We start from the raw sequence: 17,677 nt of genomic DNA, 5'->3' as shown, positions 1-17,677 counted from the left end.
CACCGGCATACAAGATGGCGCGCGCCGTCGCGTCCGCAATGTCCGAGCGCCTCGCATCTGCGGGCGCCACACAGGCCCGGGTCGGGATCACCGGCGGTACGCATTGTGGGTAATATCCAGCCGCCTTTATCCTCCGCAAAACGGCACTTGTGGGTCGATGTAAATTGGTCTTGCCATTAAATTCGCAGGACCATAGTAACTGCGCGTTAACCCCCCTGTATCGGGCTGACCAGAAACAGATTCCGGCGTTCCGCCCGATCCGCGGCGGAACAGCCGGGGTCGCGAGGAGGATCGAGGATGGATGCCACGGTTGAAGGGCAACCGGACTATCTCACGTTGTCGGTCGATATCGTGTCGGCCTTCGTGAGCAACAATCCGGTGCCCGCGCCGGAGTTGCCGGGACTGATCGCGGCGGTCCACGCGACGCTGCACGGTCTCAGCCAGCCCCAGGCGGCGCCGACGGAGGAGTTGCGGCCCGCCATCTCGGTCCGGCGCTCGGTCCAGCCCGACTACATCGTGTGCCTGGAGGACGGGAAGAAGTTCAAGTCGCTCAAGCGCCATCTGCGCACGCACTACAACCTGACCCCCGACGAGTACCGGCAGAAGTGGGGCCTCGCCCCGGACTACCCGATGGTGGCGCCCAACTACGCCGCCGCCCGGTCGGATCTCGCCAAGAGCATGGGGCTCGGCCACCAGCGACGGAAGGGCTGAGACCGGCACCTGCGTCCACAGATTTCCGGCTGCGGTTAGGCATCGGGCAAGCGGATCCTGCGAGGGTTCAGCGATCGTCCACGCCAACGCTCCCCGATGCCCGGCAAGCCCAATCTCGTCGCCCGCCTGTTCTGGACGGCCGTGATCGGCTGCCCGTTCGCGCTCTGGTACGGCCGGCCCGCTCTGGCGGCGACCGGGTTCGCCCTGGTCTTGGTGGTGCTGCGCCATCTCGGGCGCCCGCGCCGCTTCCGGGCCCGGGTACGCCGGATCGCGCGGGCGCATCGGGAGACGCTGGCGCTGCGGCGTCGGCAGGAGAGCTTCAGCGACGCCTACGGCAACTGGATCGAGGATGGCTGGCTGCGCGAGCGGGACTATTTCATCGACCGCACGGTCCTGCCGCAGATCGGGTCTCGCTACGCCGATCTCGCCGACGCGGAACGCGCGCGGATGCTGGCGATCGTCGAGGCGGAAGCGGCCGCCGTGGCCCTGCCCGAGGAGGAGGACGCGCCGGAGGACGGCCTCGATTACGAGCGGTTCTGCGCGGCGCGCCTCGTGCAGGCCGGATGGCGGGCCCACCGGACGCCGGCGAGCGGCGATCAGGGCGCCGACATCGTCGCGGTGCGCGACGGACTGCGCCTCGTGGTCCAGTGCAAGCGGTTGAGCAAGCCGGTCGGCAACGCCGCCGTGCAGGAAGCGGCCGCCGCGCAGCGCTACTGGTCGGGCGACCGGGCCGCGGTGGTCTCGAATGCCGGCTTCACGCCGGCCGCCCGCCGGCTCGCCGCAGCGACCGGCGTTCTCCTCATCCACCACGACGCGCTGGACGCGATCGACCTCGCGGCCGCGTGAGGCGGTTCAGGCGAGGGGGCCGGGGATCGCGAGTTCCGCCTCGTTGAGCAGGCGCGCCTCGTGCCGGCGCACGAACAGCCACAGGGCCAGTCCGCCGAACACGACGAGCGCCAGCAGCGTCAGCCCGACCGGTCCGACGATGTGCTCGATCTGGCGCCCGCAATAGTAGGAGCCGATGCCCATACCGGCCGCCCAGACGATGCCGCCCAGCGCGTTGAAGGCGAAGAAGCGGCGCGCATCGAGGCGGTTCACGCCGGCCAGCAGCGCCGCGTAGGCGCGCAGCATCGCGGTGAACCGGCCGAAGAACACGATCTTCCCGCCGTGCTGGCGGAACAGGTACTGGCCGAGCTTGAGCCGCCCGTGATCGAGGGCGATGAGGTGACCGTAACGCAGGAGCAGGGGCATGCCCCAGCGCCGCCCGGCCCAGTAGCCGACATTGTCGCCCAGGATCGCGGCCCCCGCGGCGGCGGCGATCACGAGGCCGATGTTCAGGTTGCCGGTGCTGCCGGCATAGACGGCGGCCGAGATCAGCACCGTCTCGCCCGGGCACGGCACCCCCGCGCTCTCCAGGGTGATGATCACGAAGATGGCGATGTAGCCGTAATTCGCGATCAACTCTGCGATAGGAAGGTCGTGCAGGAAGGCCATACGATCCTCGAGGCCGGTCTTCGGGCGAAACGCGGCGACTGAAGCCGGCGGAACGTGGCCTTAAGAGGGCCGAGCTGCGGCGCGGGCCGGCTCAGAGGACCTTCAGCAGCGCCTCGGCCCCGGAAGCCTCGGCCTTCGACGGGGTCTCCTCGACGTTGAGGTTGCGGACCACGCCATCCTCGACCACCATCGAGTAGCGCTTCGAGCGGATGCCGAGGCCGAAGCCCGTGCCGTCCATTTCCAGGCCGAGGGCCTTGGCGAAGTCGGCATTGCCGTCGGCCAGGAACTCCAGGCCCTCCGCGCCGCTGGCCTTGGACCACGCGTCGAGGACGAACACGTCGTTGACGCTCGTCACCGCGATGGCGTCGATGCCGCGGCCGAGGATCTCGTCCTTGTGGGTGACGAAGCCCGGCAGGTGGTTGCGGTGGCAGCTCGGGGTGAAGGCGCCCGGCACGCCGATCAGCACCACGCGCCGGCCCTTGAACACGTCGTCGGTGGTGCGGGCGATGGGGCCATCCGGGCCGATCACCCGGAAGGTGGCCTGGGGCAGATGGTCGCCGACCTGGATCATCGCGAGGTCCCTCGTTGCCGCGCGCTGGGATCGCACGCGTGAGCAGCGCGCCTGACCTAGCGTGGCGGCGTGGGCCTGTCGAGGATCGCGGGCTGACGCAGCTTCACGGCCCGACGAGCTTGATGAAGGCGGCTCCCGTACCGACCAGGGCGCCCCGGCCGTCATGCCGGACAGTGCGCCTTGGCAGGGCGCGAGGCTCCGGTCGCGCCCGAGCTTGGCGGTCTCAACCGCGAGCTTGGTCTTCTCGGCGGCGAGCTTCGACTGCTCCGCGATCAGCTTGTGATGCCCGGCGACGAAGCTCCGCGTCTCCTGATGGACGCGCTCGATGGGCGCGCTCGATCCGCGCGCGCTGCGCCTCAAGATCGAAGGTGGTCGGAGAGGCGGAACGCGCCCCGATCATCGCGCCTCGAAGAGTCACCGGGACGCGCGCGACTCGCGCCGGCCGCCCATCCTTCCGCACGGGATCGGACCGCGCAAAGCTTGCAGCGCGCTTGCCGCGTCCCTTTTGCCCGCTGGACAACCGGAGGACGCGGCGTAGCATAGTGTCATGGCGCCTCCTCTGCACCGCAAACCGGATTCCACACCTCCGGCTCCTGCACGGGCCGGAAAGGGCGCCGGCCCGCAGCAGACATCCCTGTCGGGACCGGACTTTCTGGACGGTCAGTTCCTCGTCGCGATGCCCGGGATGGCCGACGAGCGCTTCGCCCGCTCGCTGATCTATGTCTGCGCCCACTCGGCCGACGGCGCGATGGGCATCATCGTCAACAAGGCGGCCACCGACATCAGCATGCCGGACCTCCTCGTCCAGCTGGACGTGGCGCCCGAGGCGGACGCGATTCGCCTGCGCGAGCGGGTCGGGCACATGCCGGTCTTGATGGGGGGGCCCGTGGAGGGGCGGCGGGGCTTCGTGCTCCACACCGACGATTTCCACATCCAGCAATCGACGCTGATCATCGACGACGGCATCTGCCTCACGGCCACCGTCGAGATCCTCCGGGCCATCGCCAGCGGCGAGGGACCGGCGAGCGCGGTCTTGGCACTGGGCTATGCCGGCTGGCAGGCGGGCCAGCTCGAGAGCGAGATCATGGCCAACGGCTGGCTCAACTGCCCGGCCGACCCGGCACTGATCTTCAACGCCGACTTGGACGCCAAGTACGATCTGGTCCTGCGCGCCAACGGCATCGATCCCGCCATGCTGTCGATGACCGCCGGCCGCGCCTGAGCCCGCCTGAGGTTTGGCGGGGCGGCACCCCGTCCTTGCGAGCGGAGCGAAGCAACCCAGAACCGCCGGGCAGCGGCGAGGCCCCGATCGGCGCGGCCGCCTATTCCGGAGCGACGTCGGCGCCGACGCCCGCATCCGGGTTCATGCCCTCCACGGCGGGCTTCGGCCGCGGCCTGCGCGGGGCGACCGCGGCCGTGGGCACCGCCGTGTTGGCGCCGAGGCGCGTCGCCAGCGCCAGCGCCCGGTTCTCGGTGACCCGCAGGTGGCAGAACCCGTGCGCCCCTTCTCGCGCGTAGGTCCGGCAGAGCTGCTCGCGATCCGACGAGAAGGCCGCCTGCTCACTCACGATCGGCCGCACGTCCTCGCGCCGGGCGCGCTGGGTCATGAGCTTGTAGTTGTCGCGCACCGCCTTGTCGGCGACGCCCCGCGCCGTGTCGAACTCGCCCGCCCGCGGGATCAGGGTCGCGGCGGGCGGGCCCCACAGGCCCGTGGGCGTCGTGGCGCAATCCGCGGCCGAGAAGGTGCAGACCGGACCGGAGGCGAGCGTCGAGACCAGCACTCCGCCCTCTGTCACGTCGAAGCGCAGCGGGCACTCCGCCCCGGCCGCCTCGAAGCGCGGCACGCCCTCGGGCTTGCCCTCGGTGCTCAACGCGATGGGGTTGCCGCCGCCGAGCGGCACCGTGCAGGACTCCGCCGGCTGGGAGATCTTGGTGCCCGGCAGCTTGATCCGCGCCGTCACGGCGGTCCCGGACCGCTCCAGCTTCAGGTTGCCCGACAGGCCGTTCAACTGAAGGTCCTGCCCGAGCACGCCGTCTTCCGACGGAGTCTTGAGCACCACGGGCCGGGCGGGCTGGGGCGCAGGCCGCGGCGCCTCGGCGGCCGGAGGCTGACCCGGCTCGCCGGGTGCCGCCGGGGCGGGCGCGGGGGTCGGGGCTTCGGGCACGCCGCGGGGCGGCACCGGCGGCCGCTCCGGCTTGATGCCGAACAGACGCTCGAAGAAATTCTGCGCCTGAGCCGGCGGCGCGACGAGCATCGCCGGCGCCGCGACCGCGGCAGCCAGGAACGGGAGCAAGAGGCTGCGGTTCAGACGCATCGTTCTCTACAGGGACACGAAGTGGCGGGGCCACATGCAACCCCTTGTCGAAACGTTAACATGCTCTCGATGGCGCGGACGTGGCAACGAAGCAACAAAATGCGATCACGCCATCCGGCGCGGCCGTGGCCTCCAGCGGCATTACTGTTTAACCACAACGGGATAGCGCCGGCACCTACCTCCGGTCGCAATGCGCAGGCTTCGCCTTGCGAGCCCGGAAGGCGCTTCTTATATCGCCCTCGACGCGGGATTGCGCGCTGGGTTTCAGCCGTTCACGGCCCTTGATCCGGCCCGGGTCCCATACTCACATCACCCCTGACACCGCCATGGGCCGAGCTGCTTCGGGGCTCGGCGGTCTGCTTGAACGCGACAGAAGAGGGATCCCACCATGGGTAAAGTTATCGGCATCGACCTGGGCACCACCAATTCCTGCGTGGCCGTGATGGAAGGCACGCAGCCCAAGGTTATCGAGAATTCGGAAGGCGCGCGCACCACCCCGTCGATCGTCGCCTTCACGGACGACGGCGAGCGGCTCGTCGGCCAGCCGGCCAAGCGCCAGGCGGTCACGAACCCCGAGCGCACGTTCTTCGCCATCAAGCGGCTCATCGGCCGGACCTACGACGATCCGATGACCCAGAAGGACAAGGGCCTCGTGCCCTACAAGATCGCCCGCGGCGACAACGGTGACGCCTGGGTCGAGGCGGACGGCAAGAAGTACTCGCCCTCGCAGATCTCCGCCTTCACGCTGCAGAAGATGAAGGAGACCGCAGAGTCGCATCTCGGCCAGCCGGTCACGCAGGCGGTCATCACGGTCCCGGCCTACTTCAACGACGCCCAGCGTCAGGCCACCAAGGACGCCGGCAAGATCGCGGGCCTCGAGGTGCTGCGCATCATCAACGAGCCGACCGCGGCGGCGCTCGCCTACGGCCTCGACAAGAAGAAGTCCGGCACGATCGCGGTCTACGACCTCGGCGGCGGTACCTTCGACGTCTCGATCCTGGAGATCGGTGACGGCGTGTTCGAGGTGAAGTCGACGAACGGCGACACCTTCCTGGGCGGCGAGGACTTCGACAACCGGATCGTCGAGTACCTGACGGCCGAGTTCAAGAAGGAGCAGGGCATCGACCTGACCAAGGACAAGCTCGCGCTCCAGCGCCTCAAGGAGGCCGCCGAGAAGGCGAAGATCGAGCTGTCCTCGGCCACCCAGACCGAGATCAACCTGCCCTACATCACCGCCGACAACACCGGCCCGAAGCACCTCGCGCTGAAGCTCAGCCGCGCGAAGTTCGAGTCGCTCGTCGACGACTTGGTGCAGCGGACGATCGAGCCCTGCCGCAAGGCGCTCAAGGATGCCGGCGTCTCGGCCTCCGAGATCGACGAAGTGGTGCTGGTCGGCGGCATGATCCGCATGCCGAAGATCCAGGAGGTGGTGAAGGCCTTCTTCGGGAAGGAGCCCCATAAGGGCGTCAACCCGGACGAGGTCGTTGCCATCGGCGCCGCCGTCCAGGCGGGCGTGCTCCAGGGCGACGTCAAGGACGTGCTGCTCCTCGACGTGACCCCGCTGTCGCTGGGCATCGAGACGCTGGGCGGCGTGTTCACCCGGCTCATCGACCGCAACACCACGATCCCGACCAAGAAGTCCCAGACCTTCTCGACGGCCGAGGACAACCAGAACGCCGTCACGATCCGGGTCTTCCAGGGCGAGCGCGAGATGGCGGCCGACAACAAGCTGCTCGGCCAGTTCGACCTCGTCGGCATCCCGCCGGCGCCCCGCGGCATGCCGCAGATCGAGGTGACCTTCGACATCGACGCCAACGGCATCGTCAACGTGACGGCCAAGGACAAGGCGACCAACAAGGAGCACCAGATCCGCATCCAGGCCTCGGGCGGCCTCTCGGACGCCGATATCGAGCGCATGGTCAAGGACGCCGAGGCGAACGCCGAAGCCGACAAGAAGCGGCGCGAGCTGGTCGAGGTGAAGAACCAGGGCGAGAGCCTGATCCACGCCACCGAGAAGTCGGTGACCGAGTACGGCGACAAGGTCCCGGCCGCCGACAAGGGTGCGATCGAGACCGCGATCACCGCGCTCAAGACCGCGCTCGAGGGTGAGGACGTCGAGGCGATCAAGGCCCGCACCACGGACCTGATGCAGGCCTCGATGAAGCTCGGCGAGGCGATGTACGCCGCCAACCAGGCGGCCGGCCCGGATGCCGGTGCCGAGGCGGCGGCCGCCGAGAAGAAGGACGACGTCATCGACGCCGACTTCCAGGAGGTCGACGAGAAGGACCAGAAGAAGCGCGCCTGAGGCGCGCGAGTCTGATACGACCGCGCGGGGCCGGAGCGATCCGGCCCCGCGTTTGCGTGCGCTGCTCATCTGAAGGCTCCGCTGTTCCGGGTACGCGAAGCGGAGTCCGGGATGACGGTGCGATGGTAGATACGTCGCGATCCGGAGGCCGGACCGGGACGGGAAGGCACCTGAGGGCGGGATGTCGAAGCGGGACTATTACGAGATCCTGGGGGTCACCAAGACCGCCACGGACGGCGAGATGAAGGTCGCCTTCCGCAAGCTCGCGATGACCTATCATCCGGACCGCAATCCCGGCGACAAGGACGCCGAGATCAAGTTCAAGGAGATCAACGAGGCCTATCAGTGCCTCTCCGACGGCCAGAAGCGCGCCGCCTACGACCGGTTCGGCCACGCGGCCTTCAGCCAGGGCGGGGGCGGCGGACCCGGATTCGGCAACGAGTTCGGCGACTTCATGTCGGACATCTTCGACAACTTCTTCGGCGACGGCCGCGGCGGGGGCGGCGGTGCGCGCGGGCGCGGCGGCGCGCCGGGGCGCGAGCGCGGGGCCGACCTGCGCTACAACCTCGAGATCACCCTGGAGGAGGCCTTCGCCGGCAAGGCCGAGACGATCAAGATCCCGACGTCGGTGACCTGCGAAGCCTGCGACGGCTCCGGCGCCAAGCCGGGCTCGAAGCCGCGGACCTGCCCGACCTGCGCGGGCTACGGACGGGTGCGGGCGGCGCAGGGCTTCTTCGCCATCGAGCGCACCTGCCCGAACTGCCACGGCCGTGGCGAGATCGTGGACGATCCCTGCACCGCCTGTCAGGGCGCCGGCCGGGTCAACCGCGAGCGCACTCTCTCGATCAACGTGCCGGCGGGCGTCGATGACGGGCTGCGCATCCGGCTCGCCGGCGAGGGCGAGAGCGGCTTGCGCGGCGGGCCGGCGGGGGACCTCTACGTCTTCCTGTCGATCAAGCAGCACGAGTTCTTCCAGCGCGACGGCGCGGACCTCTTCTGCCGGGTGCCGATCTCGATGGTGACCGCGGCGCTCTCCGGCGAGATCACCGTGCCGGTGATCGACGGCTCGCAGACGCAGGTCCGGATCCCGGCGGGGACGCAGACCGCCAAGCAGTTCCGCATCAAGGGCAAGGGCATGCCGGTGCTCCGCTCGCGGGAGGTCGGCGACCTCTACATCCAGGTCTTCGTCGAGACCCCGCAGAACCTGACCAAGCGCCAGCGCGAGCTGCTCCAGGAGTTCGACCAGTCGGCTTCCCCGGAGAACCATCCCGAATCCGCGGGCTTCTTCTCGAAGGTGCGGGACTTCTTCGGGGGCGCGGTCCGGCCATGAGGCCGGATCCGAAACGGGGGCAGACCTGTTATGCATCCGGCCGGCGTGGCCGGCGCACCCTAGGCGCCGTCCCGGCTTGACTGTAAGACAACGCCGTCCCTAGCCTTTCATTCTCATCCGGCATCAAGGAATCCAGGACTTGCCGCCGCTCCGCCGTCCCAACGCGAATGCTCCTGCCGCCAGGAGCGCGATTTTCGGGCCGCGGCGCGACCCCCTGGAGGACGAGGCCCGGTTCCTCCGCTCCTGGCTGGAGCGCCCCCTCGTCACCGGCGCGGTGACGCCCTCGGGCAAGATGCTCGCCCGGACCATGGCGTCCTACGTGGATCCGCGGCTTGAGGGGCCCGTGGTCGAGCTCGGCCCCGGCACGGGCCCGGTGACCGAGGCGCTGATCCGGCGCGGCATCGCCCCGGAGCGTCTGATCCTGGTCGAGTTCAACCCCGATTTCTGCCGGTTGCTGACCCATCGCTTCCCGGGCGTGACCGTCATCCGCGGTGACGCCTACGACATGCGCAGCACTCTTCGAAGCGTGCTCGACCAACCCGCCGCAGCGACGATCTCCAGCCTGCCACTGTTCACCAAGCCACTGGAGCAGCGGCTAGACCTGCTCAACGCGGCCCATGACCTGATGCGGCCGGGCGCGCCCTTCGTGCAGTTCACCTACGCGGTGGTGCCGCCGATCCCGGCCCGATGCGAGGCGGGCAGCTACACCGCCGACCGCTCGAACCGGGTCTGGCTCAACCTGCCGCCCGCCCGGGTCTGGGTCTACCGCCGGCCCTGACCTGAACACGGCCTGAGCGAATGGATCACGTTTGCGTCAACTTAAGGCGCGCAAACCTGTGACACGGCCGGACGCGGCATCGCGCCCGGCGTGGAGCAGGAGGACGCCGATGTTCACCAAGACCGCACGTATCCGCTGGGCTACCGCACTGGCTTTCGGAGGGCTCGCCGTCGCGGGGCCGGCCGTGGCGGCGCCACTCAGCCGGGATGCCGGACTGCAGCAGGGCTCCGACATCACCACTGTCCAGTATGGCTACGGCCACCGCCACGGCGGATGGGGTCACCATCACGGCTTCGGCCCGCGCCATCATCATCACGGCTGGGGACGCGGGCACCATCACGGCTGGCGCCACCACGGCTTCGGCCCGCGTCACCACCATCACCACGGCGGCTGGGGCCATCGTCACGGCCACGGCCGCTGGTAAGCCCGACAGTGCCGTCTCTGATCCGACGCGGGGACGTGCGCTGAGACGAGAACGCCGCGCCCGGTCATGCCCGGGTGCGGCCCGCCCCCGGTGCGGTGGGCTATCGGGCGCCGACAGCCTCGATCACGGCCGGTCGCGGGGCGGCCGCCTCGCCCATCCTGTAGGCCTTGCGCAGAGCCGCCTCGCCCCGCTCCGCCGACGCCGCGTCGGCCGCGTGGACGATCCCGAGCAGACCGTCCGCCGAGCCGTGTCCGGCTAGGTCCGTGAAGCCGACACGCGGGTCGATGCGATCCTCCGGCCGGGTCCGGCCCCCGCCGAGTTCGATGACAGCCAGACCGAGCGCGCGGGTCGCGATGCCCGCCACGGTCCCGTCCTGATGGACCGGCCGCCGCACCGGCGCCGCGGGCAGATGCTGACCCGGCTTGTCCAATAGATCGGCAGGCCCGCCGAGGGCTGCGACCATGCGGGCGAAGCGTTCGGCCGCTTGCCCCGACGCGAGGCTCCGCTCCAGCCGCTCCGCGGCGGCGGCGCGGTCCGCCGCGAGCCCCCCGGCGACCAGCATCTCGGCCCCGAGCGCCAGCGTGACCGCGTGGAAGCGCGGCTCGCGGCGCGCGCCGGTCAGGTAGTCGATGGCGTAGGCGACCTCGACGGCGTTGCCGGCGGCGCTGGCCAGCGGCGCGTCCATGTCGGTGATCAGCGCGGCGGTGCGAAGCCCGGCCCCCTCCGCCACCGTAACGATGCTCCCGGCCAGCGCCCGCGCATCGGGGAGGGTCGCCATGAAGGCGCCGGACCCCTGCTTGACGTCCATCACCAGCCCGTCGAGGCCGGCGGCGAGCTTCTTCGACAGGATCGAGGCGGTGATCAGATCGAGGGATTCCACCGTGCCGGTCACGTCGCGGATCGCGTAGAGGCGGCGGTCCGCGGGGGCGAGGTCGGCCGTCTGGCCGATGATCGCGCAGCCGACGTCGCCGACGACCCGGCGGAAGGCGTCGAGCCCGGGCGTCGCGTCGTAGCCCGGGATGCTGCCGAGCTTGTCCAGCGTGCCGCCGGTATGGCCGAGGCCCCGGCCTGAGATCATCGGCACGTAGCCGCCGCAGGCCGCCACCATGGCGGCGAGCGGCAGGCTCACCGTGTCGCCGATCCCGCCGGTGGAGTGCTTGTCGAGGACCGGCCCCGGCAGATCCCAGGCGAGGACGCGGCCGGATTCGGCCATTGCCCGGGTCAGCGCCACCCGCTCCGGCAGTGTCAGCCCGCGGAAGAACACCGCCATGGCGAAGGCCGCCGCCTGCCCCTCCCCCACCGCGCCGTCGGTGAGCCCGCGCACGAAGGCTTCGATTTCCTCGGGAGCGAGGGGCAGGCCGTCGCGCTTGGCGCGGATCGTCTCCTGGGGCAGCCGCACGCTCACAGGTCCCGGGCCTGGATCAGCGTCTCGAACAGGCTGCTCGCGCCGAGCCGGAAGGTTTTGGGACCCACCCAGCCCGGCCCCATGATCCGGTCGGCCAAGTCCAGATAGATTCCGGCATCGGCGACGCTGCGCAGGCCCCCGGAGACCTTGAGGCCTGCGGGCCGACCGCTCGCCCGGATCTCGGCCAGCATCGCCTCGGCGGCCTCCGGCGTTGCCGAGACCGGGCTCTTGCCCGTGGAGGTCTTCAGGAAGTCGGCGCCCGCCTCCAGGGCGAGCCGGCTGGCCTCCCGGATCCGCCCGGGATCGCCGAGTTCGCCGGTCTCCAGGATCACCTTCAGGGTCGCCACGCCGCAGGTGTCGCGCACGGCCTCCACCATGTCGCGGGCGAGGGCCCCGTCACCCCGCAGGAGGGCGCGATAAGGCAGGACGAGGTCGATCTCGTTGGCCCCGTCGCGCAGGGCTTCGGCGGTGTCGTCGGTGGCGCGGGCGCAATCCTCGCCGCCGGCGGGGAAGTTGATCACCGTGGCGACCCGGATGCCGGTGCCGGCGAGCGCCCGGGCGCCCTGCTCGACGAAGCGCGGCCAGACGCAGATCGCCGCGACGGCACCGCGCTTCGCGTCCCGGCAGAGGGCATCGATCTTGGTCTCCGTGCAGGTCTCGCCGAGATCGGTGAGATCGAGGAGCGGCAGCGCCCGGCGCGCGACGGCACCGGCTTCGGCATCAGTCATCGGCCGTCTCTCCCTCGGGCAGGCCGGCCACGAAGGCCCGGACGAGGCGTCCGAGATCCTCCGCGGCGCGGGCCGCCATCGCCTTCGTCTCCGCGTGGTGCGGTGCGCCCCCGGCGATCCCGGCCGCGAGGTTGGTCACGACCGAGATCGCCGCCACCGGCAGACCCAGGAAGCGCGCCAGGATGACCTCGGGCACGGTCGACATGCCCACGAGGTCGGCCCCCAGGATGCCGGCCATCCGGACCTCCGCGGGCGTCTCGAAGCTCGGACCGGAGAACCACGCGTAGATCCCCTCCCCCAGCGGCAGGTCGCAGGCTGCGGCCGCCGCGTGCAGCCGCAGCCGCAGATCCGGATCGTAGGCCTCGGTCATCGGCACGAAGCGCGCGTCGCTCGCCTCGCCGATCAGCGGATTCAGCCCGGAGAGGTTGATGTGATCGGCGAGCAGCACGAGGCGACCGGGGCCGGCCTCCGGCCGCAGCGAGCCGGAGGCGTTGGTGAGCAGCAGGCGCCGGGCACCGAGACCGTGTGCGCAGGCGAGCGGCACCCGCATCGCCGCCGGATCGCCGCGCTCGTAGGCGTGCGCGCGCCCCTCGAAGACCAGGACGAGCCGCCCCGCGAGGCGCCCGCGGTGCAGCCGGCCGCCATGGCCGCTGACGCCCGGCCCCGGGAATTCGGGGATCGCCGCGTAGTCGAGGGCAGTCGCGTCATGGAGGGCCGCCGCGACGCCGCCGAGCCCGGTGCCGGTCACGAGCGCGCAGGCATAGGGTCCGGCAAAGCCCGCGGCGCGCAGGGCCGCGAGGGCGGCCGCCTCACTCACCCAGCGTCTCCGGACCGAAGGATTCCGGGAGCAGTTCCGCCAGCGTGAAGGTGCGGGCGACACCGTCAGGCCCGGCGGCATGGATCGGCGTGTCCGGCCCGGCAAATTCGCGGATGCGCTGGCGGCAGGCCCCGCAGGGCGTTACGAGGCCGACGCCGTCCCCGCAGACGAGGATCGCCGCGATGCGCCGCCCGCCGGAGGCCACCATGGCGGCGATCGCCCCGGCCTCCGCGCAGGTCCCCACCGGATAAGCCGCGTTCTCGACGTTGCAGCCGGCGTGGACCCCGCCCCGGTCATCGCGCAACGCCGCACCGACGCGGAAGCGGGAATACGGCGCGTGCGCCTGCGCGCGGACCGCGCGGGCGGCCTCGAACAGGGCCGTCAGCCCGTCACCTGCCCGTTCCGAATCCGCGGCCTGCATGGGCCGATCATTGGCACCAGCCGGGGTGCGCTGTCGAGGGTCCCCGATCAGCCTCAGCGTGCGCTCAGCGCACCGCCGTGCCCGCGCCGAGCAGGCTGGCGGCCTGCCGCAGATCCGCGTCGTCCCGTGGGCCGCTCAGCGCGTAGGCGGTGTCGCCCGCGTTCCAGGACAGCACATCGCCGTCGTCCGAGCCGGTGAGCGTCGCCGGGCCGCCGCGGATGCCGCGGGTCGCGAACAGCGATGCCTCGCCGAGGTCGCCGGCATCGAGGGCGATCTCGATGCCGGTCCCGTGCCGGGCCGGGAAGATCTGGATGTCGCGCACCCGCCAGCCGTCCGGAAGTGCCGGAAGGTCAATTCCCGTGACGGTCCGCAGCCGCGCCCGGTCGTAGACGGGGCTGTTGCCCTGGTTGGCGATGCTCTTGCGCAGCTGCGCGACGGCGCGGGCCTGTTTGGCATCCGCGATCAGGGCCGGGTCGGGCGTCGCCGCGAGCGTGTCGGGGATACCGAAGCGGCCGATCTCGTCATGAGCGAGCCAGCCCGCGCCCACCAGCACCGCGATGGCCGCGGCCCGCTTCAGGCGCGACGCGACCCGGCGCCAGCGCAGGTTCCGGTCGAAGCGGCGCGCCAGCACGACGTTGCGATCGGGCCCGGGCCCCAGGACCGGCGTGAAGCAGGCCCGCAGGGCGTCGCGGTCGTGCATCTCGGCCATGACCCGGGCCGCGCTCGCGGGATCGTTCGCCAGATGAGCCTCCACCTCGAGGCGGCGCATCGGGTCGATCTGCCCGTCGACGAAGGCGATGAGATCGTCGTCTGTGATCGGATCCATCATCGTGAAGTCCTCGAATCCAGCGTGCCCTGGAGGCGATCCGCCGGCTCCAGTCGTTCGATCGTACCGGCACCGTCGGCGCCGGGCTGTTGCTCTCAGTTCTCTCCGGCCGCGCGGCGGAGAGGCCATCCGGACCGGCCCTTCGGCTCGTCCGACACGACGAGCCTGAGGGCGGAGGGCGGCCCGCGCCGCGCGCCCGGGGCGCTCGCGCCGGGCTCGGCCTCGTCGGTCGGCCGGTCAGCACGCCCGCCCTCCTCGAAGGCCCGCAGCGCCGCCCGGCCTCGGCCGAGGCGGGACATCAGCGTGCCGATCGGGATGCCGAGCACGGCGGCGGCATCCGCGTAGGCCATGCCTTCCAGGGTGACCAAGTGAAGCGCCGCGCGCTGTTCTTCGGGCAGGGTGAGGAACGCCTGCCGGATCTGGGCGAGGCGCACCCGCCCCTCCTGGGCGGGGGGCGCCATATCCTCGGCCATCCGCACCAGGGTGTCGGCGTGACGTGCCTCGACCTGTCGGCGGCGCTGCTCGTCGATGAAGGCGTTGTGCAGCACCGTCATCATCCAGGTGCGCAGGTTGGTGTTCGGGCGCAGGGAATGCTGCATTTCCAGCGCGCGCACCAATGTATCGTGCACGAGGTCGTCCGCCCGCAGCGCGTCGCGGGTCAGGGACCGCGCATAGCGCCGCAGAGGCACCAGCAGGTCGATAATGTCCGGGCGCTTCTGCTTGTCCAATGTCATAGGGTGTGAACGCGGGGGCGCCGGCCTTTAATCCCGCCTCCCGGACTCGCGGCGTCTCAGGCCTGTTCGAGGGCGCCCGCGATGCCCGCGATCATCCGCGGATCCGTGGGCTCGACCTGCGTGGCGAAGGCCGCCGCGAGGCTGCCGTCGCGGGCGATCAGGTACTTGTGGAAGTTCCAGCGCGGCGTCTCGCCCGGGCGCTCCGCGGCGGCCCAGCGGTAGAAGGGATGAGCGCCCGGCATCTTCACCCGGGTCTTGGCGGTGAGCGGGAAGGTGACGCCGTGGTTCTTCCGGGCGGCCTCCGCGATGGCCGGCCCGTCCAGCGGCTCCTGATTGCCGAAATCAGGGGACGGCACGCCGATCACCGTGAGCCCTCTGTCGCCGAAGCGGGTCCACAGGGTCTGGAGCCCGGCGAGCTGGCCGGCATAGCCGCAGGCGGTGGCGGTGTTCACCACCAGAACCGGCTTGCCCGCATAGGCGGCGAGCGGCATCGGCGCGCCCTCGGCCGTCTCGAAGGCGAAGTCAGTGGCCCGCGCGGCCTCGGCGGCGCGGGCACCCCCTGCGAGGCCGGCACCGATCAGGATCAGGGCTTCGCGGCGCAGCATCGTCATGGCGTCGACCTCCTTGCCGGACCGGGCCGGACCAAGCCGGGCCGGACGCTTCCGCTCGCGCGCCAACGCGCCAAGCCCACCATCGTTTCACGGGCCGGGGCGGCTGAATGGACGCAGAGCCGCCGGCCGGCGGAAGCGAAGGTCTGCGGGGCCAGCCTCAGGCCGCCCGGACGGTGTCGAGGAAGCGGCGCATCTCGGCGTCGAGCTGCCGGGCCTGCCCCGACAGGCCGGAAGCCGAGTCGAGCACCTGCGCGGCGGCAGTCCCCGCCCCTCCGGCGGCATGTGCCACGGCCGCGATGTTCGACGTGACGGCTCCGGTCCCGAGCGCCGCCTGCCCGACGTTCCGGACGATCTCCTGGGTCGCCGAGCCCTGTTCCTCGATCGCCGCGGCGATCCCGCCGGAGACCGCGCTGATCTCGTTGATGCGGCTGACGACCGCGGCGATCGCCTGCGAGGCGTCTCCGGTCCAGGACTGGATCTCACCGATCTGCCGGGCCACCTCCTCGGTGGCCTTGGCGGTCTGGCCCGCCAGTTCCTTGACCTCGCTGGCGACAACCGCGAAGCCCCGTCCCGCCTCACCGGCCCGGGCCGCCTCGATGGTGGCGTTCAGCGCCAGCAGGTTCGTCTGCGCGGCGATGCCCGAGATTAGCCCGACCACGTCGCCGATCCGCATCGCGCTCTCGCGCAGGCTGCGCATCAGGTCCGAGGACTTCCCGGCCTCGGAGACGGCCGTGTCGGCGAAGCCGGCCGCCGTCTGCACCTGACGGCCGATCTCGTTGACGGTCGCACCCAGCTCCTCGGCGGCGGCCGCCACCGTGTTGACGTTCGAGGCCGCCTGCTCGGCCGCCGCCGCGACCGCGGTGGATTGGTCGGCCGTCTCGGTCGCGGCGGCGCTCATGCGCGCGGCGGCGGATTCCAGCTCGGTCGCCGCCGCCGAGACGGCGCGGACCACGCCGCCGACCGCCGTCTCGAAGCCGTCGGCCATCTCCGACATCGCGGCCCTGCGCTGCGCCTCCAGGGCGACGCGCGCCTGCGCCGCCTCCGCCTCCAGGGCCGCGGCCCGCACGAGGCCGTCCCGGAAGACCTGAACCGAATCGGCCATGGCGCCGATCTCGTCGCCGCGTCCGACGCCGGGGACCTCGGTCTTGAGGTCGTTGCCGGCCATCCGGGTCATCGCGGCCGTGATGGCGCGGACCGGCTTAGCGATGCCGAGTTGCAGGAGCGTCAGCCCGACGAGGCCGATGCCCGCCATCAGCCCGAGCCCGGTCAGGATGGCGGAGCGCGTCGTGGCGATGGCCGCCGCAGCGGCATTCGCCCGCTCCTGCATCAGCGCGCGCTCGGTCTGGGCGATCTCGGCCGTCTTCGCGCGCATCTTGTCCATGACCGCCTTGCCGACGCCCGTGAGCATGATCCGGCGGGCCTCCTCCCGGGTCGCCGCGTCGCCCATCAGGGCGATCTCGCGATCCGCGAACTCGCTGCCCCAGCGGTCGGCCAGGGCCTTCAGGTCAGCCAAGCGGATCTGCTGCGCGGAATTGTCCGCCGTCAGCCGCCGCACCTCCGCCCAGGCGGCCGCGAAAGCCTCGCGCCCGGCCGTCTCGGGTTCGAGGAAGCGCTGCTCCGCGGAGAGCAGGTAGCCGCGCAGGCCCGTCTCACGGTTGACGATCGCGAGGTTCAACCGGTCGACGTGTGTCAAGAGGGTCTGCGTGTGCCCGATCCAATCCTGCGTGTCCCGGATCTCATCGGTGTTCCGCAGGGTTATGGCGGCGACGATCAGCGTAACGACGAGCATCGCACCCATGACCAGCGCAATCTTGATGCTGATCCTGTAATCAGACATACGAAGCGACATGTTTCAGCACCTCCCCAAAGTGACGGACGCGCTATTCTGCGATGTGCGCCCCATCCCGGTGCGCGTAACGGAGGTTCGTGAAGAATATATGTAGTTGTGTTTCTGGAAATTTAGGCGGAAAAATATAGCCAATTGCCTTTTTTAGATATGCGTTCGCGAGGTCTGGGCCTTTTCTCGCCTAAAAATCTTCGCGAACGCGATCAAGATATCAATCATGCCGCTTCCGGCCGATCGTCTCGGCGGCGCCATTTGTACGAGCGCGGCGAAGCGGTCCGGCCGGCGCCACGCTCGTGGTTATCGCACCGTCCTCACGCCTTTTCGCTGCGCGCGATGATGGAGCGGTCTTCACCGACAGGAA

At 70.8% G+C, this 17,677-nt stretch carries 18 protein-coding genes; 7 read left to right on the top strand and 11 right to left on the bottom strand.

Features of this window, described 5'->3' with window-relative positions:
- The first annotated feature begins 297 nt into the window (after positions 1-297).
- Both MMSR116_RS09970 and MMSR116_RS09965 read left to right on the top strand, forming a co-directional pair.
- Positions 298-711, top strand: a complete 414-nt coding sequence (locus tag MMSR116_RS09970; protein WP_010684991.1) for a MucR family transcriptional regulator — start codon at positions 298-300, stop codon at positions 709-711.
- Between the two features lie 96 nt (positions 712-807).
- Positions 808-1,557 (top strand): restriction endonuclease, encoded by a 750-nt coding sequence (locus MMSR116_RS09965; RefSeq protein ID WP_010684990.1) that lies wholly within the window; start codon positions 808-810, stop codon positions 1,555-1,557.
- A 6-nt stretch (positions 1,558-1,563) separates the two neighbouring features.
- On the opposite strand, the gene MMSR116_RS09960 is transcribed toward MMSR116_RS09965, so the two are convergent.
- Together MMSR116_RS09960 and MMSR116_RS09955 are read right to left on the bottom strand one after the other, a co-directional pair.
- Positions 1,564-2,205: a DedA family protein gene (locus tag MMSR116_RS09960; protein WP_010684989.1), complete on the bottom strand. Its 642-nt coding sequence runs from the start codon at positions 2,203-2,205 to the stop codon at positions 1,564-1,566.
- A 91-nt stretch (positions 2,206-2,296) separates the two neighbouring features.
- Complete coding sequence (locus MMSR116_RS09955; RefSeq protein ID WP_010684988.1) at positions 2,297-2,776, bottom strand: peroxiredoxin; 480 nt, start codon at positions 2,774-2,776, stop codon at positions 2,297-2,299.
- A gap of 676 nt (positions 2,777-3,452) precedes the next feature.
- On the opposite strand from MMSR116_RS09955, the gene MMSR116_RS09950 reads away from it, so the two are divergent.
- A complete protein-coding gene (locus MMSR116_RS09950) occupies positions 3,453-3,998 on the top strand; it encodes a YqgE/AlgH family protein (protein ID WP_238287148.1) in 546 nt (181 codons plus the stop codon).
- Positions 3,999-4,098: 100 nt separating this feature from the next.
- On the opposite strand, the gene MMSR116_RS09945 is transcribed toward MMSR116_RS09950, so the two are convergent.
- Positions 4,099-5,091, bottom strand: a complete 993-nt coding sequence (locus MMSR116_RS09945; protein ID WP_010684986.1) for a hypothetical protein — start codon at positions 5,089-5,091, stop codon at positions 4,099-4,101.
- 388 nt (positions 5,092-5,479) lie between these two features.
- Here MMSR116_RS09945 and dnaK point away from each other — a divergent pair, with 388 nt between their 5' ends.
- The 4 genes from dnaK to MMSR116_RS09925 all read left to right on the top strand — a co-directional run bounded on the left by dnaK (position 5,480) and on the right by MMSR116_RS09925 (position 9,928).
- The gene (gene dnaK, locus MMSR116_RS09940; protein ID WP_010684985.1) at positions 5,480-7,396 is read left to right on the top strand and encodes a molecular chaperone DnaK; all 1,917 of its coding nucleotides are present in this window, start codon (positions 5,480-5,482) and stop codon (positions 7,394-7,396) included.
- Between the two features lie 181 nt (positions 7,397-7,577).
- Positions 7,578-8,726 carry a molecular chaperone DnaJ gene (gene dnaJ, locus MMSR116_RS09935; RefSeq protein ID WP_010684984.1) on the top strand — a complete coding sequence of 383 codons (1,149 nt, stop codon included), beginning with the start codon at positions 7,578-7,580 and terminating at the stop codon, positions 8,724-8,726.
- Positions 8,727-8,865: 139 nt separating this feature from the next.
- Entirely contained in the window at positions 8,866-9,504 is a 639-nt protein-coding gene (locus MMSR116_RS09930; protein ID WP_010684983.1) for a class I SAM-dependent methyltransferase, read from the top strand.
- Positions 9,505-9,613: 109 nt separating this feature from the next.
- Positions 9,614-9,928, top strand: a complete 315-nt coding sequence (locus MMSR116_RS09925) for a hypothetical protein (RefSeq protein ID WP_010684982.1) — start codon at positions 9,614-9,616, stop codon at positions 9,926-9,928.
- Between the two features lie 100 nt (positions 9,929-10,028).
- Here the strand turns inward: MMSR116_RS09925 and deoA are convergent, their stop codons facing one another.
- The 8 genes from deoA to MMSR116_RS09885 form a co-directional block, all read right to left on the bottom strand.
- Positions 10,029-11,327, bottom strand: a complete 1,299-nt coding sequence (deoA, locus tag MMSR116_RS09920; RefSeq protein ID WP_010684981.1) for a thymidine phosphorylase — start codon at positions 11,325-11,327, stop codon at positions 10,029-10,031.
- 2 nt (positions 11,328-11,329) lie between these two features.
- Positions 11,330-12,061, bottom strand: a complete 732-nt coding sequence (deoC, locus tag MMSR116_RS09915; protein WP_010684980.1) for a deoxyribose-phosphate aldolase — start codon at positions 12,059-12,061, stop codon at positions 11,330-11,332.
- Positions 12,054-12,878 (bottom strand): purine-nucleoside phosphorylase, encoded by an 825-nt coding sequence (locus tag MMSR116_RS09910; RefSeq protein ID WP_010684979.1) that lies wholly within the window; start codon positions 12,876-12,878, stop codon positions 12,054-12,056. Before MMSR116_RS09910 ends, deoC begins: the two co-directional genes overlap by 8 nt.
- Positions 12,871-13,299, bottom strand: coding sequence for a cytidine deaminase (locus MMSR116_RS09905; protein ID WP_010684978.1), 429 nt, complete (start codon positions 13,297-13,299; stop codon positions 12,871-12,873). Before MMSR116_RS09905 ends, MMSR116_RS09910 begins: the two co-directional genes overlap by 8 nt.
- A 64-nt stretch (positions 13,300-13,363) precedes the next feature.
- On the bottom strand, positions 13,364-14,128 hold the full coding sequence (locus MMSR116_RS09900) for an anti-sigma factor (RefSeq protein ID WP_010684977.1): 765 nt from the start codon (positions 14,126-14,128) through the stop codon (positions 13,364-13,366).
- 92 nt (positions 14,129-14,220) lie between these two features.
- Positions 14,221-14,859 carry a sigma-70 family RNA polymerase sigma factor gene (locus tag MMSR116_RS09895; protein WP_010684976.1) on the bottom strand — a complete coding sequence of 213 codons (639 nt, stop codon included), beginning with the start codon at positions 14,857-14,859 and terminating at the stop codon, positions 14,221-14,223.
- A 56-nt stretch (positions 14,860-14,915) separates the two neighbouring features.
- The gene (locus tag MMSR116_RS09890; protein ID WP_010684975.1) at positions 14,916-15,470 is read right to left on the bottom strand and encodes a glutathione peroxidase; all 555 of its coding nucleotides are present in this window, start codon (positions 15,468-15,470) and stop codon (positions 14,916-14,918) included.
- Between the two features lie 157 nt (positions 15,471-15,627).
- A complete protein-coding gene (locus MMSR116_RS09885; RefSeq protein ID WP_010684974.1) occupies positions 15,628-17,319 on the bottom strand; it encodes a methyl-accepting chemotaxis protein in 1,692 nt (563 codons plus the stop codon).
- Between the last annotated feature and the right edge of the window lie 358 nt (positions 17,320-17,677).

This window comes from Methylobacterium mesophilicum SR1.6/6, from assembly GCF_000364445.2.
Classification (GTDB): Bacteria; Pseudomonadota; Alphaproteobacteria; order Rhizobiales; family Beijerinckiaceae; genus Methylobacterium; species Methylobacterium mesophilicum_A.
Note: the sequence above shows the minus strand (reverse complement) of the source record. Positions and strands in the feature narration are given on the sequence as shown.